Source organism: Levilinea saccharolytica, assembly GCF_001306035.1.
GTDB lineage: Bacteria > Chloroflexota > Anaerolineae > Anaerolineales > Anaerolineaceae > Levilinea > Levilinea saccharolytica.
The window spans coordinates 1-22562 of the sequence record NZ_LGCM01000018.1 but is presented as its reverse complement, the minus strand read 5'-3'; the positions used below and the strand labels follow the sequence as shown (position 1 = coordinate 22562).

Annotated in this window: 19 protein-coding genes and 1 pseudogene; 14 read left to right on the top strand and 6 right to left on the bottom strand. The window is 57.3% G+C overall.

Features of this window, described 5'->3' with window-relative positions:
- The first annotated feature begins 37 nt into the window (after positions 1-37).
- The 3 genes from ADN01_RS04175 to ADN01_RS04165 all read left to right on the top strand — a co-directional run bounded on the left by ADN01_RS04175 (position 38) and on the right by ADN01_RS04165 (position 5035).
- Positions 38-1378, top strand: a complete 1341-nt coding sequence (locus ADN01_RS04175; protein WP_062418925.1) for an AAA family ATPase — start codon at positions 38-40, stop codon at positions 1376-1378.
- Positions 1375-2151 (top strand): glycerophosphodiester phosphodiesterase, encoded by a 777-nt coding sequence (locus ADN01_RS04170; protein ID WP_062418924.1) that lies wholly within the window; start codon positions 1375-1377, stop codon positions 2149-2151. Before ADN01_RS04175 ends, ADN01_RS04170 begins: the two co-directional genes overlap by 4 nt.
- Before the next feature lie 61 nt (positions 2152-2212).
- Positions 2213-5035 carry a glycoside hydrolase family 3 N-terminal domain-containing protein gene (locus ADN01_RS04165; RefSeq protein ID WP_160318374.1) on the top strand — a complete coding sequence of 941 codons (2823 nt, stop codon included), beginning with the start codon at positions 2213-2215 and terminating at the stop codon, positions 5033-5035.
- Here the strand turns inward: ADN01_RS04165 and ADN01_RS04160 are convergent.
- Positions 5032-6030 (bottom strand): serine/threonine protein kinase, encoded by a 999-nt coding sequence (locus ADN01_RS04160; RefSeq protein WP_062418922.1) that lies wholly within the window; start codon positions 6028-6030, stop codon positions 5032-5034. The two genes, ADN01_RS04165 and ADN01_RS04160, sit on opposite strands and share 4 nt — an antisense overlap.
- Positions 6031-6312: 282 nt before the next feature.
- Between ADN01_RS04160 and ADN01_RS04155 the strand changes: the two genes are divergently transcribed.
- Positions 6313-6978: an FHA domain-containing protein gene (locus ADN01_RS04155; RefSeq protein ID WP_082142862.1), complete on the top strand. Its 666-nt coding sequence runs from the start codon at positions 6313-6315 to the stop codon at positions 6976-6978.
- Between the two features lie 75 nt (positions 6979-7053).
- On the opposite strand, the gene ADN01_RS04150 is transcribed toward ADN01_RS04155, so the two are convergent.
- From ADN01_RS04150 to ADN01_RS04135, 4 genes are all read right to left on the bottom strand, one after another.
- Positions 7054-8406: a CpXC domain-containing protein gene (locus ADN01_RS04150; RefSeq protein WP_062418920.1), complete on the bottom strand. Its 1353-nt coding sequence runs from the start codon at positions 8404-8406 to the stop codon at positions 7054-7056.
- 186 nt (positions 8407-8592) lie between these two features.
- On the bottom strand, positions 8593-10176 hold the full coding sequence (locus ADN01_RS04145) for a sensor histidine kinase (protein WP_062418919.1): 1584 nt from the start codon (positions 10174-10176) through the stop codon (positions 8593-8595).
- Entirely contained in the window at positions 10176-11501 is a 1326-nt protein-coding gene (locus ADN01_RS04140; RefSeq protein WP_062418918.1) for an acetyl ornithine aminotransferase family protein, read from the bottom strand. The genes ADN01_RS04145 and ADN01_RS04140 overlap by 1 nt, the downstream gene beginning before the upstream one ends.
- Before the next feature lie 189 nt (positions 11502-11690).
- Positions 11691-12623 (bottom strand): ROK family protein, encoded by a 933-nt coding sequence (locus ADN01_RS04135; protein WP_062418917.1) that lies wholly within the window; start codon positions 12621-12623, stop codon positions 11691-11693.
- Between the two features lie 132 nt (positions 12624-12755).
- Between ADN01_RS04135 and ADN01_RS04130 the strand changes: the two genes are divergently transcribed.
- The 10 genes from ADN01_RS04130 (at position 12756) to ADN01_RS04090 (ending at position 22371) form a co-directional block, all read left to right on the top strand.
- On the top strand, positions 12756-14099 hold the full coding sequence (locus ADN01_RS04130) for a gluconeogenesis factor YvcK family protein (RefSeq protein ID WP_082142859.1): 1344 nt from the start codon (positions 12756-12758) through the stop codon (positions 14097-14099).
- Positions 14100-14175: 76 nt separating this feature from the next.
- Positions 14176-15228: a type I glyceraldehyde-3-phosphate dehydrogenase gene (gap, locus tag ADN01_RS04125; RefSeq protein WP_062418915.1), complete on the top strand. Its 1053-nt coding sequence runs from the start codon at positions 14176-14178 to the stop codon at positions 15226-15228.
- 122 nt (positions 15229-15350) lie between these two features.
- The gene (locus tag ADN01_RS04120) at positions 15351-16526 is read left to right on the top strand and encodes a phosphoglycerate kinase (protein ID WP_062418914.1); all 1176 of its coding nucleotides are present in this window, start codon (positions 15351-15353) and stop codon (positions 16524-16526) included.
- A 242-nt stretch (positions 16527-16768) separates the two neighbouring features.
- Complete coding sequence (locus ADN01_RS04115; protein WP_082142858.1) at positions 16769-17710, top strand: RHS repeat-associated core domain-containing protein; 942 nt, start codon at positions 16769-16771, stop codon at positions 17708-17710.
- A gap of 5 nt (positions 17711-17715) precedes the next feature.
- Positions 17716-18576, top strand: coding sequence for a hypothetical protein (locus ADN01_RS04110; RefSeq protein WP_062418912.1), 861 nt, complete (start codon positions 17716-17718; stop codon positions 18574-18576).
- Positions 18577-18727: 151 nt separating this feature from the next.
- Positions 18728-19711, top strand: a complete 984-nt coding sequence (locus tag ADN01_RS04105; protein WP_160318373.1) for an RHS repeat-associated core domain-containing protein — start codon at positions 18728-18730, stop codon at positions 19709-19711.
- A 13-nt stretch (positions 19712-19724) separates the two neighbouring features.
- Positions 19725-20255 carry a DUF1330 domain-containing protein gene (locus tag ADN01_RS19165; protein WP_147239085.1) on the top strand — a complete coding sequence of 177 codons (531 nt, stop codon included), beginning with the start codon at positions 19725-19727 and terminating at the stop codon, positions 20253-20255.
- A 140-nt stretch (positions 20256-20395) separates the two neighbouring features.
- Positions 20396-21346, top strand: coding sequence for an RHS repeat-associated core domain-containing protein (locus tag ADN01_RS04100; RefSeq protein ID WP_160318372.1), 951 nt, complete (start codon positions 20396-20398; stop codon positions 21344-21346).
- A 24-nt stretch (positions 21347-21370) separates the two neighbouring features.
- The gene (locus ADN01_RS04095) at positions 21371-21655 is read left to right on the top strand and encodes an Imm32 family immunity protein (protein WP_075070948.1); all 285 of its coding nucleotides are present in this window, start codon (positions 21371-21373) and stop codon (positions 21653-21655) included.
- Positions 21656-21783: 128 nt separating this feature from the next.
- The gene (locus ADN01_RS04090) at positions 21784-22371 is read left to right on the top strand and encodes an RHS repeat-associated core domain-containing protein (RefSeq protein ID WP_062418909.1); all 588 of its coding nucleotides are present in this window, start codon (positions 21784-21786) and stop codon (positions 22369-22371) included.
- A gap of 9 nt (positions 22372-22380) precedes the next feature.
- Here the strand turns inward: ADN01_RS04090 and ADN01_RS20025 are convergent.
- Positions 22381-22562: pseudogene (locus ADN01_RS20025) on the bottom strand (IS982 family transposase); the annotation flags it as partial.

The following is a 22562-nucleotide window of genomic DNA, read 5'->3' as shown; positions in this document are numbered from 1 at the left end:
ATAGCTGCGCCCACCCTGATTGACACTTGAGGGAAGAATGAGCAAAATGCCTCCGCGTTCCGCAAGCCTGGAGCCGAACACCAATGCGGCTCCCTATGTCCCGCCGCCCATCACGCGGGTTGAGGATACGGGACTTTCGTTTTTGTGGATTCAAGATCACATCCTGAAGGTGATGTATTACGAAGGATACCTGACCGGTTTTAAGATCGCCGAGCAAATTGCCCTGCCTTTCGCGGGGGTGGTGGATCAGGTGCTGGAATCTTTAAAGCGCGAGAAGCTGGTGGAAGTGCGCTCGTCTTCAACGGGGTTGGGGGATGGGGCCTATCTGTACGCAATCACCGGGGCGGGGATTGCCCGCGCGCGCGAAGCGCTGGACCGCAGCCAATACGCTGGGCCGGCGCCGGTTCCGCTGCAAGTGTACAACGACGCCTGCCGCCGCCAAAGCCGCGGCCGCACCCAGGTGACCTCACGCCTGATGCATCAGGTGCTTTCTCATATGGTGCTGTCCGAAAAAACCTACGGGCGTTTGGGCCCGGCGGTGAATTCGGGGACTTCAATTTTCCTATACGGCCCGCCCGGAGACGGTAAATCGAGCGTGGCCAAGGCGATTGGCAACCTGATTTTGAGCCAGTTCATGTACATTCCCTACGCTTTGTACGTGGACGGACAGGTGATTAAGCTGTATGACTCGGTGAATCATCAACTTTCGCCCGAAGAAGAGCTGCCCACCAGCTCGACGGGGGTGCTGCGTGCCAACCAGCGGCGCGACCCGCGTTGGGTGCGCATTTCGCGGCCCTTCATCATTACCGGCGGCGAGCTGACCCTGGCGGGGCTGGATTTGGTGTATGAGGAGAACAGCAAGTTCTATGAGGCGCCTTTCCAGGTGAAAGCCAACGGCGGGATCCTTTTGATTGACGACTTTGGCCGCCAACAAGTGCGCCCGCGCGATTTGCTGAACCGCTGGATTGTGCCCCTGGAAAGCCGCATTGATTACCTGACCCTGCACACCGGGCGCAAGGTGGAAGTGCCTTTTGATGTGTTGGTTATCTTTTCCACCAACCTGCCGCCGCGCGACCTGGTGGATGAGGCCTTTCTACGGCGGCTGCGCCACAAGATCGAGATCGGCGACCCCACCTATGAGGAATACCGTGAGATTTTCCGGCGGGTGGCGGCAGCCAAGGGTGTTGCTTACAGCGATCAGGGCCTGGCGTATTTGCTGCAGGAATGGTATATCAAACATAATCGGAAAATGCGCGCTTCGCACCCTCGCGATATCTGCGATCAGATTGTGGATGTGGCGCGTTACATCTCTGTGGAACCTTCTATGACCACTGAACTCATCGATGCTGCCTGTGAAGCCTATTTTGTGGACCTATGACCCTCGAATCCCTTCCTAAACCCGTTCTTTTTGCCCACCGGGGCGCGAAAGCCCATGCCCCTGAAAATACTCTGTCCTCTTTCCGGCTGGCGGTTGAACACGGCGCGGATGCCATTGAGCTGGACGTTAAACTGACGGCAGACGGCGAAGTGGTGGTGCTGCACGACACCACCCTGGACCGCACCACCAACGGACACGGCCTGTTAAAAGACCACAGCTTCGCGCAGGTGCGCGCTTTGGACGCAGGGAGCTGGTTTTCGGCGGACTTTGCCGGTGAAAAGGTGCCCACCCTGGCTGAAGTGTTTGAAGCGGTGGGACAGCAGCTTTTCATCAACATTGAGCTGACCAATTACACCACTCCTCGGGATGCGCTGGTGGAAAAGGTGGTGGATCTGGTGCGCCAATACCACATGGAAGAGAGCGTGCTGTTCTCTTCCTTTCTTTCGCTGAACATTCTCAAGGTGCGGCGCTGGATGCCGGATGTGCCCGCGGGGCTGCTGGCAGACGTGGGCTGGGCGGGCTTTTTGGCGCGCTCACCCTTTGGACGGCGGATTGCCCCGGCCATTCTGCACCCCTACGTTGCGGATACGACCACCGAGCTCATCGCCGCCCAGCACCGGTTGGGGCGGCGCGTACACGTTTGGACGGTGAATGACCCGGAGGACATGCGGCGGCTGTTCCGCGACGGCGTGGACGGCATCTTCACGGATGACCCGCGCCTGGCCCGCCAGATCTTGACTGAGCAGGATGGGGCAGCCGCTGCGGCGGGCTAGTCCCCTGAGTTTTTCGGTAAGGAGATTTTTAGAAGCATTGAGGCCGCCTCGCCGATTCAGGATGGTTGTATGGACACGCTGCTTGCTGGCGGTGGCCTTGCTTTTGGCTGCCTGGGGGCCGGCGGTGCAGCCTGTGCGGGCACAAAGCGATGTACCCACCCAGGTGCGGCGCATCCTGGAAAAAATGACCCCTGAGGAGCGGGTGGGGCAGCTCTTTCTGGTGAGCTTCAAAGGACGGCAGACGGGGCCGTCATCGCCCATCTACGACCTGATTGTCAATCACCATGTGGGCGGGGTGGTGCTGCGGGCAGCCAATGACAATTTCACCGGCCCCGACGGCACGGTGGGGGATACGTACCAATTAATCAATGGGCTGCAAAAGAACGCCTGGAGCAGCTCGCAGATGGAGTTGGTGAACACGGCCACCTCCAGCGTGTACACCCCCCAGTTTATTCCCCTGTTTGTGGGTATCTCTCAGGACGGCGACGGCCCGCCGTATGATCAGATCCTCAATGGGCTGACGCCCCTGCCCAACCAGATGGCCATCGGTTCCACCTGGGATCCGAATCTGGCGCAGAGCGTGGGGGCCACCCTGGGGCAAGAGCTTTCGGCCCTGGGCTTTAATTTGCTGTTCGGCCCTTCACTGGATGTGCTGGATGTGGTGCAGGCCGAAACAGGGGAAGATTTGGGAACCCGCACTTTTGGGGGCGACCCCTATTGGGTGGGTGAGATGGGCAAGGCCTATATCAGCGGGCTGCACACCGGCAGCAATCACCGTCTGGCGGTGATCGCCAAGAACTTCCCTGGGCGGGGCGGATCGGACCGGCCGCCGCAGGAAGAAGTGGCCACGGTGCGCAAATCGTTGGAGCAGTTGAAGCAGATTGAGCTGGCGCCCTTTTTTGCGGTGACGGGCAGCGCACCCAATGAGGAAGCGAAGGCGGATGGGCTGTTGGCTTCCCATATTCGTTACCAGGGGTTTCAAGGCAATATCCGCGCCACCACCCGCCCGGTGAGCTTTGACCCGGCGGCGTTTGAACAGATTATGGGGCTGCCGCAGTTCCAAAGCTGGCGAAATCAGGGCGGGATTGTGATCAGCGACGACCTGGGCAGTCAGGCGGTGCGGCGGTTTTTTGACCCCACGGGTCAGGCGTTTGACGCACGGCAGGTAGCCCGCAGCGCTTTTTTGGCGGGCAACGATGTGCTGTATCTGGACAATTTTATCGCCAGCGGAGATGCGGACACGTACACCACCATTGTGCGCACGCTGGAGTTCTTTGCCACCAAATACCGCGAAGATGTGGTCTTTGCCCAGCGGGTGGACGCCTCGGTGGCGCGAATTTTGACCATCAAGCTGCGCATGTACGGCGCCTTCAGCCTGGAAGCAACGACTCCGCCGGTGGACAGACTGGGTCAGGTGGGTAAATCTCAGGAGGTGGTGTTCCAGGTGGCTCAGCGCGCGGCGACCCTGCTCAGCCCGGACCCCACGGAATTAAACGTCAGCATGCCGCGCCCACCGGATATTTTGGACCGGATTGTGTTCATCACCGAGACGGTCAGCCAGCAGCAGTGCAGCCAATGTACGCCGCAGGAATTTTTCCCTGCCAGCGCGCTGGAAAGCGCCGTACTGCGCCTGTACGGTCCCAACGCCGGCGCGCAGGTGATCAACTTTAAGCTGTCGTCCTTCAGTTTTATGGATTTGTGGCTGTTGATGAACGGGGGCGCGCCCGAAAAGACGGAAACGTTGGCGCAGGAATTGAAGCTGACGGATTGGGTGGTGTTTTCTTTCATGAACACCAACACAGCCAGGGCCGAGTCTCAGGCCCTGCGGCAGCTTTTAGCCGAACGGCCTGATCTGGTGCGCAACAAACGGGTGATTGTGTTTGCGTTCAACGCGCCTTACTATCTGGATGCAACCGATATTTCCAAACTGACCGCGTATTATGCTCTGTACAGCAAGCAGCCCGCTTTTGTGGATATGGCAGCGCGCCTGCTCTTTCAAGAACAGACGGCGGTGGGGGCATTGCCGGTATCGGTATCAGGGTTGGGGTACGATCTGATCACGGCCATGTCCCCAGACCCCACCCAGGTGATCCCTTTGATGATTGATCTGAAGCCGTCGGAAAGCGAGGCAGGGGTGCCCGCCGTGCCTACCCAGGATCAGTCCACGCCGGAGCTGACCCCCACGCCAGAACCCGAACCCACCTTTAAGGTGGGCGATTCGCTGCCGTTGAAAACGGGCGTGATCTACGATCACAACCGCCACCCTGTGCCAGATGGGACGGTGGTGCGCTTCTTGTTCACCTTTGGCGGCGACAGCAGCACCGTGCAGCAAATTGAAACCACCACCGTGCAGGGTGTGGCGCGGGCGGTGTACCGTATTCAAAGCCCAGGGTTGATGGACATCCGTGTGACCAGCGACCCGGCGTTGGTTTCCACCCAACTGCGGCTGGATGTGGGTGCGGGGCAGGCGGCGGTGGTGCTGGAAATTACACCCACCTCACCCACCACACCCACGGTAGAACCCACCGAGACGCTCACCCCAACGCCGCAGCCAACGCCTGCGGCCGAAGAAACCTCCGAACCGCCTGCAGCCAACGCGGCGGGCTGGCTGTTGGCGATGGGGCTGGCCTGGGGAAGCGGTTTTGGGGCGCTGTATGTGGGGCGGCGCTGGCTGACGCCGCGCTGGAGCCTGCGCCTGGGGCTGTGCGTGGCTTTGGGGGGATTGGCGGCTTATGCGCTTTTACTGCTGGTGGATGCGCCCCAATGGCGCGTGGAGGGGCTGCCCTTCCTGCGGCTGGTGGGGTTTGTGGGCATCGGCTGTTTGTTGGGGGCGGGGACCGCGGCGGCCTGGCGGCAGCTGATCCGTCAGCGGGCGCAGGCCTAACGCAGCAAAGAAAGCACCAGACTGACCACCGACATTCCGATTAACGCCCACCAAAGGGAGCGCTCTGGATCGTGCGCGAACATGCTTTGGAGGGTGTTTTTTTGCGGCTGGGTGCGTTGGGGCAAATTGGTCATCAGCAAAGGAGCGCTGCCCACGAGAGCCTCGCGGAAGCTTTCCACATTGGCGGGGCGGTCATCGGGGTGCATGCTCATGGCCCACAGAATGGCACGTTCGGTGCGGGGGGAGATCTCGGGGTTGATCTGACGCGGGGGCTGCAAGGCGGATGGGTCTAAGAAGCGCTGGCGGGCATCGGCCGGGGGATGGTTGGTGAGCAGGTGGTAGAGGGTGGCGCCGAAGGTGAAGATATCGCTGCGCGCGTCGGTGTGACCGCTGTCACCGCCGTACTGCTCCAGGGGGGTGTAGAGGGCGGTTCCCTGCCCCTGCAGGACGGTGATGGTGACTTCGCCGGGGGCCAGGAGCTTTACCAGGCCAAAATCCACCAGTTTGAGCAGGCCGCTGGGGGTAAGCTTGAGGTTGGAGGGCTTAATGTCGCGGTGGACGATGGCGGGTTTTTGGGCGTGGAGGTAGGTCAGCGCGTCGGCCAGCTGGTTGGCCCAATTGAGCACGCTGCTTTCGGGAAGGAAATTGCCGGATTGGCGCGCTTCCAGCATCAGGGCGCGCAGATCTTTGCCGGGGACGAAATCCATCACCAGATAATCGCGGGTGCCAATGGAGAAGAAATCGGAAACTTTGGGCAGATTGGGGTGGTCGAGGCGCGCCAATACGGTGGCCTCACGCAGGAACTGCTCGCGAGCCTCTCGGACAAGATCTGGGGGAAGTGAGCGGTCGTGTTCAACTTCTTTCAGGGCGCACTGACGCCCTTCCAGACGCTGATCATCTGCCAGGTAAATACTGCCCATGCCGCCCTGGCCAATGATGCGGCTGATGCGATAACGCCCACGCAGGATTTCCCCGGCTTTCAGAGGGACGGGCATAGCGTGAACTCCTCACCCAACGCTGCGGTGATCTTTTTGAATTGGCGTTGACAGAGCGGCGGTGAAATATTTCGGCGTTTTGCCGCTCAGGAAAACCCAGCCATGTTCACACAAAAGATCAAAATTCTGCTATATTATACCTCGAAGGAACGGAAAGCACAGCGCCTTCAAAGAATAAGATTTGCCCGGACAGCGGGAATTAAAACAGAAACGGCGGCCTTCGATTGCTGAATCTACGGTGGGGGGGCGGCTGTTAGGGTAATCTGAAGCTGGGAGGAACCCATGAATCGTACAGCAGAGCTTCCGGTATTGATTGGTCAGGCAGGGCCTTTAAACGGGCAGCGGTGGGTCATTGGACAGGTGCTGATGATGGGCCGCGAACCGGGCTGCGATATCGTCATCCCAGACCGCCAGGTGTCCCGTTACCACGCCCGCCTGACTCCTGGCCCGGAGGGGGTGCTGCTGGAAGATTTGGGCTCCAAAAATGGGACGTATGTGAACGCTAATTTGATCAGCGACCCGCAAATGCTGCAGGATAGCGATTTGCTGCAGATTGCCCTGGTGCAAAGCTTCGTATTCCTCAGCTCAGACGCGACCATGCCGATGGAGGGGATGGACCTGCCGGTGATCAGCCGTGCCAGCCGCCGCCTATTCCTGGATACGCGCTCGCGGCGGGTGTGGGTGGGCACACAAGAAGTGCTTCCGCCGCTTTCGGCTTCGCAATTCCGACTGCTGCAGGCCCTGTATGACCAGCAGGGAGAGGTGGTTTCGCGACAGGAACTGGTCTCTGCCGTGTGGGGGGGCGAGGAGGCCTTTGGGGTTTCGGATCAGGCGCTGGATGCGCTGGCACGGCGGCTGCGCGAACGCCTGACGGCGCTGGACCCGCGGCATAATTACATTCTAACGGTGCGCGGTCACGGGCTGCGCCTGGATAACCCGGCAGCCTGAGGGCTGAACCCCTTAAAATCACCGACCGGCCTTTGCAAACGGGCCGGTCGGTTTGTTTGTCACTTGAGAAAGGGCTTACTTCTTCAGGTTGGCTTCCATGGTGAAACGCAGGCTCAATCGGTAGATTTTCTTCAGCTCTTCCACAACTTCGGGGGGCTGACCCTGGCTTTCGGATTGGCTGGCGAGGGTGGAGAGCATCTGCACAAATTCACCAGTGACCATCTCGGCGTTTTCTTCTAGAATCTTGCGGCGCTGCGCGTCCTCGCCGACCTGCATGAGTTTTTCGATCAGCTCAAATTCTTTGGGCGGGGCGCTCAACTTCTTGAGGACGTCCACTACCTGATTGATCTTGGCGCTGCGCTCCAGGTCGCCGTTTTGACGGGCGGCTTGCAGCTCGGCCTGCACGACTTCCACAAAGAAATCGTCTATCAACTGGGCGTTGTCGCGGATGGTTTTTTCGATGTCGGGCGTAGCCAGAATTTGATCCAGGATGGCTTTGGTGGCTTCCATCTGCTGGGCGATCTGCTGGTCAATGGCTTCGACCATCTTCAGCAGGGTGCCGCGCAGGGTTTCCAGCTTTTCTTTTTCGGGGCCGTCCGCGGCTTCAATGCGGCCGGAGAGAACCTGGAAGAATTCATAATCCAGGCCGGTACGGGTCATGGTGACCACGGTGGAGAGGGAAGCCTCATCCGGCGCGGTGAGGAACACATCCAGGAGCTTATCACGGGTGAGGCCGCTCTGCGAGGCTTCCTGCAGGCTTTTAACCATGCGCTCGGAGGCCTCGGCCGAGGATTTGACCTGGCGTCCAAAGCTGGTGTTATCCAGCAGCTCCTGTTGCAAGCCGGCCAGGGCGCGGGCGGTTTGCTGGTCGCCCTGGGCCATGGCGGATTCGATGACGCGCCCAAAGAGGGTGAAGAACTCCGCGTCAATGATGGCTTCTTCCTGCTGGATGATGGTGAGGCGGCTATCAACGGAGGTGGTGGTGAGCAGGCGCTGCAGCAGGGCCAGACGGGCCTGCTGGGCCTGGATCATCTCTTTGGTGATGCCGTCCCCTTCGAGGATTTTCTCGATGAGGGTGTCAAAGGTGAACATGGTCTGGGGGCGGAAGAGATAGGCTTTCCGTTTTTCGGCGGGGAGCTTATTGGTCACCTGGGTGATGAGGGGGCCGATGATGCGTTCCTGTTCATTGGCGGGCAGGCCCATTTCGGGGGGAAAGTAGGTGAGCAGCAGTTCTTTTTCGGGGTCGTGATACACGATGGGGGTGCTGAAATTGCCCTGGTAACCGCAGCTTTGGCAGGCAATCTGGTTTGCCTGGCCGCCCAGCAGACGCTGCTTGGCGCGCGGGTCCTGGTTGAGGTCAAAGAGCTGTTCAACATCCGCCACAACGGGCTGGCGGCAGCGCGGACAGGAAGTGGTGGTTTTAGCCATACGAAGGTGAGCCTTCCTAATGAAGAAGATACGCCCAGAGGCAGGCGTTTTGATCGAGACAGCCAGTATGGGGGAATTATACCAGAGGCGGGGGAAAGCGGGGTGGGGTTCGGTGAACTGCGTGTAGCCAATAATCATGGAGAGGCTGAACGCATGACGCGCTGGTGCGCCCCCATGAGGTAAGCTTTATTTTGAGGCGACGAGATGGGTTTCGGGGCGCGGCAGCGAGAAGCAGATGCGCGCGCCTTTGCCCGATTCGGGATCCACCCAGATGCGGCCGCCGTGGGCTTCGATGATGGCGCGGGTGAGGAAAAGCCCCAGGCCGGCGCCTTTGGTGTGGCGGGCCATATCGGGGGCGCGGTAGAAGCGGTCGAAGACGTGGGGGATGTCGCCGGGGGCGATGCCGGGGCCTTGGTCGCTGACGCACACCACCACCAGATCGGGCAGGATCTGGCCGCCGATGCGGATTTCACCTTCCGCGGCGTATTTCATGGCGTTGGAGATGAGGTTGCCCACCACCTGTTCCAGGCGGGTTTCATCGGCGAGGATCACGGGGAAATCGGGCGGAAAATCCACCACCAGGGTGTGGCGCGTGGTTTGGGTTTGAAAGCGTTTCGCCAGTCGCTCGGCCAAGGCGGCCAGGGAGACATCCGAACGCTTGATGTTTAAGCCCCCGGCCTGCAGGCGGGTGGCGTCCAGCAAGTTTTCGATCATCATGGTCAGGCGGTCGGCCTCTTCTTCGATGACTTGCAGACTGTCGGCCACGATTTCGCGGTCCCAATCGGCGTCGTCGCGGCGCAGGGTGGAGACATAGCCCTTGATCAAGGCCACGGGGGTTTTGAGCTCGTGGCTGATGATGGACATGAAGGTGCTTTTCATCTCGTCGGCCTGGCGGAAGCGGGTGATATCGCGCACGGTGGCGATGATGTTCAGCAGCGTGCCTTCGCCCGAGAGCAGCGGGGCGTAGGTGATGCCCACCGGCAGGGGGGGCTGACCGGGGCCGCGTTTCAGGTCGCCTTCGATGTAGAGCTGGGCGTGGGCAGTCAGCGGCCACCCCCCCGCCACGGCCTGTTCCAGGGTGAGGCCCTGGGGCGGCTGGTTCCAGGCGAGGACGGCGTCGTGATGTTTGCCCTGCAGCACCTCGGCGGGGGAGCCCAGCAGGCGGGCCAGGGCCTGGTTGCAGCGTTCGATGATGTGGTTGTTGGTGAGGATCAGAATGCCGTCACCGGCGGTATCCAGCAGGGCATCCAGGCGCAGTTTCTCCTGGGTGACCTGGGCGAAGTATTGGGCGTTTTGAACGGCGATGGCGGCTTGATTGGCAAAGGAGGCCAGGATGACGTGATCATTGGCGGAAAACGTGCCGGAATAATTGCGAAAGATGAAGATGACCCCCACAATGGAGCCGCGCGAAATCATGGGCAGGGCCACGCTGGTGTAATAGCCCATGCTGGCGGTGTAGGTCAGCTCCTGGAGCCGCTGGTTGATCTCGGCGATGTCCACCTCGGTGAAATTGGCCTGGCCGATATCGGGGAGCTGGCTGAGCAGGGATTCAATAAATTTAAGAAAAGCCGGGGGCAGGCCGTGCGCCACACGCACGCTCCAGCCCCCGGTGAGTTTCCGTAAGGCGATGATCCCCGCCTGTCCGGCCAGCATTTCGATGGAAATATTCAGGATGCGTTCCAGCACCTTATCCAGATCCAGCTCCTGGGTGATGGTGCGGGAAATTTCCAAAAGGTAATCGCGCTGGCGGACGCGGAAATCGGGCAGCATTAATCGATCAATTCCTGTTCGGCGATGGAGATGGCTTCGTCCAGAATGGCCATGCCCTCTTCGATCTCGGTGCGGGTGATGCACAGGGGCGGGGAGATGCGGATGGTGCTCTTGGCGCAGCCCAGGGTGATGAGGCCGCGTTCGAAGGCCAGGTCCACGATGCGGTCGCGGATGTGCTCGTTGGGCTTGTGGGTGGCGCGGTCTTTGACGAATTCCATGCCGAGCATGAGGCCCATGCCGCGCACTTCGCCCACGCTGGGGTGGCGCGACATGATCTCTTCCATGATGTCTTTGGCGTGCTGGCCGACTTCGACGGCGTTCTGCATGAATTCGCTGCCCACCAGGTCGAGGGTGGCCAGGGCCGCGGCGCAGGCGATGGGGTTGCCGCCGTAGGTGTTGCCGTGAGAGCCGCGCGGCCACTTGACCAGGGATTCGCGGGCGACCATGACCCCCAGGGGCACACCGGAGGCGATGCCTTTCGCGATGCAGACGATATCGGGTTCAACGCCAAATTGCTCGATGGACCACCATTTGCCGGTGCGGCCCACGCCGGCCTGCACTTCATCGGCGATGAGGAGGATGCCGTGGCGGTTGCACAATCGGCGCAGGGCGGGGAAGAAGCCCGGCGTCGGCACAACATAGCCGCCTTCACCCTGAATAGGCTCGACCAGGATGCCTGCCACATCTTCGGCGGGGACGATGCGGCCGAGGATTTGCTCTTCGATGTAACGCACCACGGTTTCACCGTAATCTTCATCGGGGAGGGAGGCCAGGATGGGGTGGTAGGTGTTGGGGAAGGGGGCGTGTACCACACCGTTCATCAGGGGGTAGAAGCCGCGGTGATAGCTGGATTTGGAGGCGGTAAAGGTGACCGACCCCAGGGTGCGGCCGTGGAAGCCGCCCAAGAAGCCGATGAACTGGGTGCGGCCGGTGGTGTGGCGGGCCAGCTTAATGGCCGACTCAACGCTTTCGGTGCCCGAATTGGTCATGAAGGAGACGGCATTTTCCTTGAAGGGGGCGATCTCGTTCAATTTCTCGGCCAACTCCACCCATTTGGGGTGGTAGAAATCGGAGGAGATGTGAATAAACTTCTCCGCCTGTTCCTGAATGGCTTTGACCACCTTGGGGTGGCTGTGACCGGTGGAGAGCACCGCAATGCCCGCCGCAAAGTCCAGAAAAACATTGCCGTCTACATCCCAAACCTGAGAACCTTTGCCGTGATCCATCACAAAGGGGTAACCGCGTGGGTAGGATGGGGAGATGACTTTTTCGTCGCGCGAGACAATCTCCTGGGCATTGGGGCCGGGTAAGTTAAGCCGTTCCATATATGAGGACTCCTTTTTCTGAAGGGTGAGCGTTGACACTGACGGTGAACCTGAATTGATTATAGCATTCCCCCGCGGGCGGCCTATAGGCAGTAAATCACCGTTTTGGTGAACGTTCATCTTTATTCTGCGCGCTTTTTAATGGAAAAACGCCCGCTAAACACGGGCGCATCCGGAAAGGGGAAGGGGCTAATACTTGCTGGCGGCCAGGGCCAGGGCGCCGAACAAGCCGACATCATCCCCCAGGCTGGCTTTGACGATCTTGAGGTCCTGCACGTAGGCGGGGGACATGACGTGGTCGTAGATGGCCTGGCGCACGGGCGCGAGGAAGACCTCGCCGCTAGAGATGACTCCGCCGCCCAGGACGATCATGGAGGGGTTGAAGGCGTGGAGGAAATCGGCCAGGGCCACGCCCAGGAAATGACCGGCGCGGCTGAGAGCCTCGATGCTGAGGGCGTCTCCGGCCTGGGCGGCGCGGGAGACGTCTTTGGCGGTGGGGGCGGGGTCGGGGGTGAGGGACGATTGGCGCCCGGCGGCGAGCTGTTCGGCGGCCCAACGGGCGATGGCCGTGCCGGAGGCGATGGCTTCCAGATGGCCGCGCTGACCGCAGCCGCACAAGGGGCCATCGGGGAGGACGGTGATGTGGCCCAATTCACCCGCCAGGCCGTGTTCGCCCAGCACCAGGCTGTCATCCAGGATGACGCCGCCGCCGATGCCGGTGGAGATGGTGAGGTAAAGCAAGTTATGACAGCCCATACCTGCGCCAAAACGCCATTCCCCCAGGGCGGCCAGGTTGGCGTCGTTGCCCAATTCGACGGGAACATGGAAATGATCTTCCAGCTCTTTCTTGAGGGGCATATTGCGCCAGCCGGGGATATTGGGGGCTGCGTAGATGACGCCGGTGCGGGGGTTGATGGGCCCGGGGGCGGCGGCGCCGATGGCGCGCACGGGGCCGTCATTGGGCCAGACGCGCGACACCAGATCGCAGAGGCGGTCCAGCGTGGAGCCGGCGCCGCGGGTGCTGATGCGCTCGTGGCGCACCGGTTCGCGGCTGCCCGCCGGGAAGAGGGCTGTGCGCAGGCGGGTGCCGCCGATATCAATGGCCAGGTAGTAGTCCGTCATAGCTTGAATTATAACGTCACTTGAGGAATTTTGGGAGCGTTTCCATACCATGCAGTTCATTGGGTTAACCCCCGCACGCCAGGGGTTAAAATCGTTGACGCTGGTTTCAAATCCTGCTATGATAAGACCCGTATGCCGATTAAGCACAGAAATGGGTTGGTTCGTTTGTGGTCCACGGTTCGCTCCGAGATGCGCTGGCTGCTTCCTGGGCTGGGGGTGAAGCGCTGGATTGCGGTTATTCTGGCGGGAACGACGCTGATTGGCATTGGATTCGCGATTCTGATTCTGGATGTGTACCGCACCGCGCCGGAGACCTGGTGGCTGCCGATTCTCTCGACGCTTTCGCTGCGCTTTTTAGACCGCACGCTGCGCGCGGTGGTGTTTGGCGGGCTGGGGCTTGCGCTGATTTTGCTGGGGACGTGGGGCCTGAACCGCGCCCTGATCACCCCTTTCCTGCACCCTGGCAAGCCGATTTTGGACACGGTGACCAGTTTCCGGCGGCGCGAGAAGGGGCCGCGGGTGGTGGCGCTGGGCGGCGGCACGGGCCTGGCCACGCTGCTGCGCGGGCTGAAGGCGCAAACCAACAACCTGACCGCGATTGTGACTGTGGCGGACGACGGGGGTTCCTCCGGCGAGCTGCGCCGGCACATCGGCATTTTGCCCCCCGGCGATATCCGCAACTGCCTGACGGCCCTGAGCAGCGATGAGGCTCTGCTGACCCAGGTGTTTCAATACCGCTTCGCCAGCGGGGCGGGGCTGAACGGCCACACCCTGGGCAATCTGCTGATCACGGCGCTGACGGACATCACCGGCAGTTTTGAAGAAGCCGTGGCCGAGACGGGGCGGGTTTTGGCGGTGAAGGGGCAGGTGATGCCCTCCACCCTGCACGATGTGCGCCTGGTGGCGGATGTGCAGCTGCCCGACCAGTCGAAAGAGGTGGTGATTAAGGGCGAGAGCCGCATTTCACAGATGGGCGGGCGGGTGAACCGCGTGTGGCTGGAGCCGAATAACCCCCTGGCTTTTCCGCCGGCGCTGCAGGCCATTTTGAACGCGGATCTGATCATCATTGGCCCCGGGAGTCTGTATACCAGCATTCTGCCCAATCTGCTGGTTCCCGATCTGGCGGACGCCATCCGCGCCAGCCGGGCGCTGAAATTTTACATCTGCAATTTGGCCAGCCAGCCGGGAGAGACCGATCACTACACCTGCGGCGACCATGTGAAAACGGTGGAAAAGTATCTGGGCGAGGGCATCCTGGATACGGTGGTGTGCAACGGCAATTTTGAAGGCGAGCTGCCGGAGACGGTCAACTGGATTCAGCCGGAGCCTGAGCTGAACCAGAGCCACCCCATTTATCAGGCGGATCTGGCCAACAAGGAAAACCCGTGGCGGCACGATTCCAACAAGCTGGCTCAGGTGATTATGGATCTGTTCTATGAACGCACCGGGCCGCTGGCATCCCGCGACGAGGGATGAAACACGAGCAAACAAACAATTTTGCTGTGTCTGAAGGCGTGGTAAAATTGTTTAGACAATCTTAGGAGGAATGGACATGACGATCAAAGTTGGTATCAATGGATTTGGCCGCATCGGCCGTCTGGTGTTGAAAACCATTTTGGAACGCCAGGGTGACACTCTGGAAGTTGTGGCGATCAACGACTTGTTCGACGTCAAGCAAAACGCGCACCTGGTCAAGTACGACTCGACCTACGGCATTTTCGGCGGGTCGGTGGAAGTGGACGGGTCGGACATGGTGGTCAACGGCAAGCGCATCCGCGCTTTCGCTGAAAAAGACCCCGGCAACCTGCCCTGGCGCGATCTGGGCGTGGATATCGTCATCGAAGCCACGGGTATCTTCACGGATGCCAAGGGCGACCCGGCGAAGGGCAAGGCCGGCGCCAATGTGCACATTGAAAAGGGCGGCGCCAAGAAGGTGATCATCTCGGCCCCGGCCAAGAACGAAGATTTGACCATCGTGTTGGGCGTCAACGACGAAAAATATGACCCCAGCAAGCACCATGTGGTTTCGAACGCTTCCTGCACCACCAACTGCCTGGCCCCGGCGGCCAAGGTGGTGAATGACCTGTTCGGCATTCAGCACGCGGTGATGACCACCATTCACTCGTACACCAACGATCAGGTGATTTTGGATCAGGGCCACAAGAAAGAAATGCGGCGCTCGCGCGCGGCCGGCCTGAACATCATCCCCACCACCACCGGCGCGGCCAAGGCTGTGGCGCTGGTGATCCCGGAACTGAAGGGCAAGTTCGACGGTTACGCGCTGCGCGTGCCCACCCCCACCGTTTCGGTGGTGGACTTCACCGCGTGGGTTGAAAAACCGACCAGCAAAGACGAATTGAACGCGGCCTTCATTGCGGCTTCGGAAGGCAGTATGAAGGGCATTTTGGGCGTGACCCGCGGCGAATACAGCGATCCGCTGGTTTCGGGCGACTTCCGCGGCGATTCCCGCTCCTCGATTGTGGACCTGCCCAACAATATGGTCATGGGCGGCAACTTGGTGAAAGTGGTCACCTGGTACGACAATGAATGGGGCTACTCCTGCCGCACGGCGGATTTGGCTGCGTTGATGGCCAAATCGCTGTAATTTTTCGCGAGACTTGAATCACGGAGGGCCGCCGTCTGCCATTTTTGGCTGTGCTGCGCCCTCCGTGATTGCAATCTGCGGCTGTTCGATCCTTTATTTCCCCAACCCGTTGGGAGGAAAGCATGTTCCAGAAAAAGACCGTTCGTGATATTGATGTGCGTGGAAAACGCGTTTTGGTGCGCGTGGATTTCAATGTGCCGGTGAAGGAAGGCAAGGTGGGCGACGACACCCGCATCCGCGCGGCGCTGCCGACGATTGAATACCTGGTGAACCAGGGCGCGGCGGTGATCCTTTGCTCGCATTTGGGCCGCCCCAAGGGTGGGCCGGAGGCAAAATACAGCCTGAAGCCGGTGGCCGAATATTTGGGCGGGCTGATGGGCAAGCCGGTGGCCTTCGCGGAAGACTGCATTGGCCCGACGGCTGAGGCGGCCGCCCAGGCGCTGAAGGCGGGCGAGGTGTTGGTGTTGGAAAACACGCGCTTCTACGCCGAGGAAGAAAAGAACGACCCCGAGATGGCGCGCAAGCTGGCCTCTTTGGCTGAAATTTTCGTGAATGACGCCTTTGGCACGGCGCACCGCGCCCACGCTTCGACCGAGGGCGTGACGCATCATCTGCCGGCCGTGGCGGGTTTCCTGCTGGAAAAAGAAATTCAATATTTGGGCCAGGCGGTGGCCGAGCCCAAGCGCCCCTTTGTGGCCATTTTGGGCGGGGCCAAGATCAGCGATAAGATCGGCGTGATCCGCAACCTGCTGACCAAGGCCGACCAGGTGCTGATTGGCGGCGGCATGGCCAACACCTTCTTCAAGGCCCAGGGCTACCCGGTGGCCGATTCGCTGGTGCAGGATGAGGCTTTGGATCTGGCCCGCGACCTTTTGGCGGCGGGGTCGGATAAGCTGCGTCTGCCGGTGGATATGGTGATTGCGGATGCCTTTGAGGCGGAAGCCCAGCACAAGACGCTGCCCACCGGACCGGTTCCGGACGGCTGGCGCATTTTGGATATTGGCCCGGAGACGGTGGAGAATTACGCCAGGGTCATCGCGCAGGCGGGGACGGTGGTGTGGAACGGCCCGATGGGCGTGTTTGAGTTCCCGGCTTTCGCGGTGGGCACGGTGGGAATTGCCAAGGCCGTGGCGGCCAGCGCGGCGATCAGCGTGATCGGCGGGGGCGAATCGGTGGCGGCCATTCAGCAGTCTGGGCTGGCGGATCAGATCACCCATATTTCCACCGGCGGCGGGGCTTCGCTGGAGATGCTGGAAGGGCTGGTTCTGCCCGGGGTGGCGGCGCTGCAAGACCGCTAAATTGGACAGGTTGATGAGAGGGTTCCGGCGCGCCGGAACCCTCTTTGGTTGGGCGGGGGGGCGGTTTGCGGCACAAGGACGGGAATTTCACCGCAAAGAAGCCAAGGACGCGAAGTGGGGTACCCCCAGGCGTACGGGCGCGTCTCAAAAAGCGCGGTTGGGCACACACCGCGCCAGGAGAAATCCCCAGGTGTAGGGGCGCTCAGACGCGCCCCTACAGGGCAGATGCTGTACAATAAGGCATGAGCCTGATGGGAGATTGCAGCGCGCAGGTAGGCGGCACGGCCAGCGGGGTGCAGCGCTACACGGCCTTTGGGGAGGTGCGTTCCCGCGGCGGGGAGATGCCCACGGCGTACCAGTACACCGGGCAGCTCAGCCAGATGGAGGAAGTGGGGCTGTATCACTACGGGGCGCGCTGGTATGACCCGACCGGGGCGCATTTCACCCAGGCGGATACGCTAATCCCAGAACTGTACAACCCATTGGATGTGGACCGCTATGCGTATGGGCGGGGGAATCCGCTGAAGTATACGGACCCGACGGGGCATATGGTGGATGATGGGGGAGATGGGGGTTGTGGTCTTGAAGATTATCTATCAGACGCCGATTTAGGTAATAGTGAATTTGCATCTCAAGATCCTGATGGAAACGGCATTCCGAATTTTCCTGACCCTAATGTTACGATAACTATCGGTACAGTACCCGGTTGTCCATATTCTTCTTACGTGGAATGCTTTTACGCTAGAGAACTATATCAAATTAATAATTCCATTACTATCAACGATGATGATTTCGACCTACTCATGATCGCGGTGTTCTTTGATATTAGAAACCGAGTTCGGACAAATAGCGAAAGGGCCGCATACGATACGCCGTTTTGGGATAGCTACGGAAAAGCTCCAGGAAATGTCTGTTTTGATGATGGTTCATGTTATTCTCGACATGAGATTAATTATTTCGCACAGGGTATGTGGTCAGCAGCAAATAATGAGCCTTTATGGTTTGGTGAAAAGGTGATTGTCGGCGGTTGGAAAACATTTAACCATTTAACTAAACCGAACCAATACCCATCCTCAGAACCGTCTTCTGGTACGCTGTATTGGTTTGAGGTTGGATTCCGGGCTTTTGCCATCATGAATAACAATTACCAAGGTTTAGTCTCCATGTACCCTGGGGTCAGGTGATAAAAATGAAATCTAAGAAAAACTTATTATTGATATGTTTTTTTGTTGTGGGGTGTGGGTTTCTTGTCCTTTCAGGATATAAATCTCTTCAACCACAAGGCGATGGTTTGTCTGACTACGTTGTTGGTACATGGGTAAACAAGGTGCCTCAAAGCAGTCTTGACAGCATAGATAATTCCTATTATCAGTTGGAGTTTCAAAAACCTGGGAAGCTCATTCTAAATAGAGTGGACGGAAAACAGCCGTTAAATAACCTTCTTCTATACTATGAAGTAGACGAAGTAGGACAAATGATAATGACGGGGAGAGAACGAGGAATATTCCGAATTTCTCGTGATGAAGAAGATTTAATAATCCAGTCTGAGGTTTTTTCGAATCTTGCTGGGCGGTATCAACGAAAACCCACAATTGAATGGAGCGCTGTGGCCTTCCTTCTAGCTCTTGTGATATTTTGGTTAGGGTCCGCCAGCATTTCGAGATTTTTACCGGCTATTGAAAAAAGCCGAGGTAACTTGATTCTAAAGAATAGAATAGGAAAAATGAGATTGATCATCCTTATTTTATTCGCTGCTATTGCCTTTTACCTGGGATGGAAAATTTCAGACCCTCTATGGCGATTTCCTTTGATCACAATGATAAGGCTTCCATGGGACGCCATAATTTCTATTGAATTATCGTTATTTATGATTCTACCAATACTCTGGATCTTGTATGGATTAAATGGAAAATTCCAAAATAACCAATTTCTTATAAATATGATCATTGCTAATGCTGGATCTTTATTGTTTGGAATGTGTTTAAACGGGTTATTTTTAGGAATAATGAAGCTGCTAATACTTGTAATTGTTGGCAGTTATCCACAATGAAAACAGAATTTTTATAAATACACTTTCAGGTGTAGAAAGCGCTTAACCTTTATCAAACGCACCGCACCCCCATTCGCAGCGGGCGCGTCGGGGACGGCACCCTACGGCGCGCCCGCGCAGGGGTGATGATGTACAATACAGCATGGGCGGTATGAGTCCGATGGGAAATTGCACTGTGCTGACGGATCACCTGGGCAGTGCGCAGGTGACGGCGGCGGAGGGGGGCGCGGCCAGCGGGGTGCAGCGTTATACGGCCTTTGGGGAGGTGCGTTCCCGCGGCGGGGAGATGCCCACGGTGTACCAATACACCGGGCAGCTCAGCCAGATGGAGCAGGTGGGGTTATATCACTACGGGGCGAGGTGGTTTGACCCGGCCGGGGCGCATTTCACTCAGGCGGATACGCTAATCCCAGACCTGTACAACCCATTGGATGTAGATCGGTATGCGTATGGGCGGGGGAATCCGCTAAAGTACACGGACCCAACGGGACATATGGTGGCAGATGATGATCGAATCGGGGGAGTCCCTGAATATCGCGACCTAACAGAATGGATTGTAAAAGCTTCTGTGTACATGGCTAACGATGAGGACGTGCAGGAAATTAAACAACTCTTATCGATGCAAGATGTTCAGAATGGTAGCGAAGCTCTGGCGAGACCCACCTTAGCAATGATGAAATTTTATAAAATTGTAAAGGATGGGGCAAGATTTGATGTTAAAGATCAAGTGCTAATAGAGTTAGGGGAAAAAGTTAAGTTAGGTGATGCATGGTTTGAGTATTCTACTACAGGTAACTTCTTATATGGCTTCTATGGGGCCGCCGCTGGTTTTGATCTTGAGACTCTACATATGGGTGCAGGTGCTGCTCAGGCATATGACCACTTTATAAATCAAGAAGGAAACTTAGGGCAGCTATTTCCAGAATATCTTGACACCCCTGATGATTATTCGGCGGTGAATTTCGGTTTTGAACTTTACCAAAATAATTATTTGAATGATAACCTGCTTACCAGTAATGAATTCCGGCAGGTTCTACAGGGATACAAGGATTCAATGGCACTCGTTAGCGCGCCCTCAGAGTTTATTCCTCGTCAAGAAGCACCTTATGAGCCCAATCATTTTGATCATAAATAGGGGGAAGTACACGATGATCGCGAAACGATTATGGCTAGTGCTACCAATAATCCTGCTTTTTGGATGTAGTCAGAGGAATGAAACGAAATGCACTATGGAGAGCCTGCTTCTAACATGCGCGAACTATCCAGGGGGTTGTGTCGAAGATGAAGCATCTTCTCCATTGCCTGAAGAGCCGAATAGATCCGCAGCTCGATATTTATATAGAGGAAAAACACCTGCGCATCATGTGGTAATTGAATATCCTTCACTCAAGAGAGCGGAACAACGGTTTGATGACTATCAGCAGGCAATATTCGAGAATAGCGATCCATCCCTAGAAGAGTTTCCGATTACCTTTACCAATATTACCGCTGATGAAATGCGTTGCGGGTGTACACGAAATGAAGAACGTAAAGTCTGTTCGTTCATCGCGCGATATGAGAAGATAGTTACCTTTATCAATGTTGATGTTAGCGACAGTGGCTTCTCCATACACGACTTCCATAATTCTATTTCTGATATTGAAGATAAAGTTTCCGCCTGTTATTTGGAAGATCATTAATTGCTGTCATGAATGTCCAAGTAGTACGTTGCACTCAGCTTCACCGCTCGCACCACCCCCAGACACAGCGGGTGCGTCGGGGACGGCACCCTACGGCGCACCCGTATAGGGGTGATGATGTACAATACAGTATGGGTGGTATGAGTCCGATGGGAAATTGCACTGTGCTGACGGATCACCTGGGCAGTGCGCAGGTGACGGCGGCGGAGGGGGGCGCGGCCAGCGGGGTGCAGCGTTACACGGCCTTTGGGGAGGTGCGTTCCCGCGGCGGGGAGATGCCCACGGCGTACCAGTACACCGGGCAGCTCAGCCAGATGGAGCAGGTGGGGCTGTATCATTACGGGGCGCGCTGGTTTGACCCGGCCGGGGCACATTTCACCCAGGCGGATACGCTGGTGCCAAATCCGATTAACGCCTTAGATTGGGATCGTTACAGTTATGCCAGAAATAATCCAATAAAATATACTGATCCGACAGGTCATGCGGTAGCCTGCATGAACGATGATTTGAGTAATGGCTGTGCAGGGTTAGGCATGGGGGATCTTCAACCCGCACAGATTATTAATACAGATGCATCTGAAGATGTAAAAAACCAGGCAATATATAATTACTCGATCACGCATCCAGACTACAATTATGCTATCGACGCAGATTTAGAAGATACTGGAAGATTCATAGTAGGAAATGCAATCTTCATTGGAAACGCAGATGCTATATACAGACTCCCTAGCCTGTTAGATAGGATCAAGAATTCATGGACAGCTTTTGCAAGCGGAGCTAGCCTGACAATAGCTGGCATAATTGTGGGTGGAGGATCGGAAAGACCTGAAGCCTCTTTACATAATGGCATGAAATTGTCTGTTGATGATGCGCTTGATGCAGCAACTCAGTTTTTAGGACCAGGATACATTGAGATTGAACCAGGTAGATTTGTTTCCAAGGATGGTTTCCGGCAAGTAAGGATGAAATCTGGGGACTTGGCCGGACATGGTACAGGTCAATCACATATGAACTTTGAAACCTTAGCTGTTGATCCAAAAACAGGCAAGAAGGTTATCACGCAAAACTACCATATTTACCTTAATCCTTAATTTTCATGCTTCGATAGGAAAACTATGAGAGTGACAATTGATTTGCCAGACTATCATCCAAATGATGGGATTCGATTGAAATGGGAATCCGGATTTTGGATATCGGTCGAAGTCGACTCTGATGGGGCTGTGGTGCTAACAGCTAACAAAGAGGGTCTGATCTCACTAGCTCACCATTTTCTAACTTTAGCTAATCCTGATATACCTTCAGGTAATCACTTGCACCTAGATTCTAGCAATGGATTAGAAGACGGTTCTTCGGAATTAATAATAGTAAAAGCTAGTGATTTCCAATATAGACAGGTTTAGCTTTCTTTTAGAAATTCGGTTCCAAAAGTTGAAGTTCTTGCACATTTCCAACCGAATAGGGGTCTGCTAAGCGTAAATCTGCCTTAGAGGGGGGATCTATCCCTTGGTGGGGCACGCTGAACTGGCTTTTGACGGATCACCTGGGCAGCGCGCAGGTGACGGCGGCGGAGGGGGGCGCGGCCAGCGGGGTGCAGCGTTACACGGCCTTTGGGGAGGTGCGTTCCCGCGGCGGGGAGATGCCCACGGCGTACCAATACACCGGGCAGCTCAGCCAGATGGAGCAGGTGGGGTTATATCACTACGGGGCGAGGTGGTTTGACCCGGCCGGGGCGCATTTCACCCAGGCAGATACGCTGGTGCCCGGTGTGGGCAACCCGCTGTCTTGGGATCGGTATGCGTATGTAAACTATAACCCCATTATTTACACGGATCCAACCGGCCATATGCAAGCTTGCGCGGATGGGGATATTGGTGGTGGATGTGGCTCTGCATCCACGGTGGATACGTACGCTGGAGCCATTAATGATTGGTTTGATAATGTATCGCTTGGGATGGGCAACTGGAATGCGAATGATCTGGCCACTGTTATTCAGTCATTATTCGCTGCATCCAGCCTGCACGGTGGAACCGGCGAATTTGCAGAAGATGTGGGAGAATTTTCGGTTCTAAAATTTCCTGAAAAAATTCTAGGCGTATCCACTGAACGTATTATTTAACCCAAGTTGCTACCACAGGAAGTTGATGGAGGTCGCGAGGACAAACAGAGCGACTTTAAGTTCGAAACCACGTGCGGTCACCGCATGAATTGATTTTGGCAACAGCCGCTCCAACAAACTACCAGTCGTTTCAACCATTTTGCGAATGGAGGCTTGCAGATACGTGAAGAAAGGCGGAACGGGACGCAAGG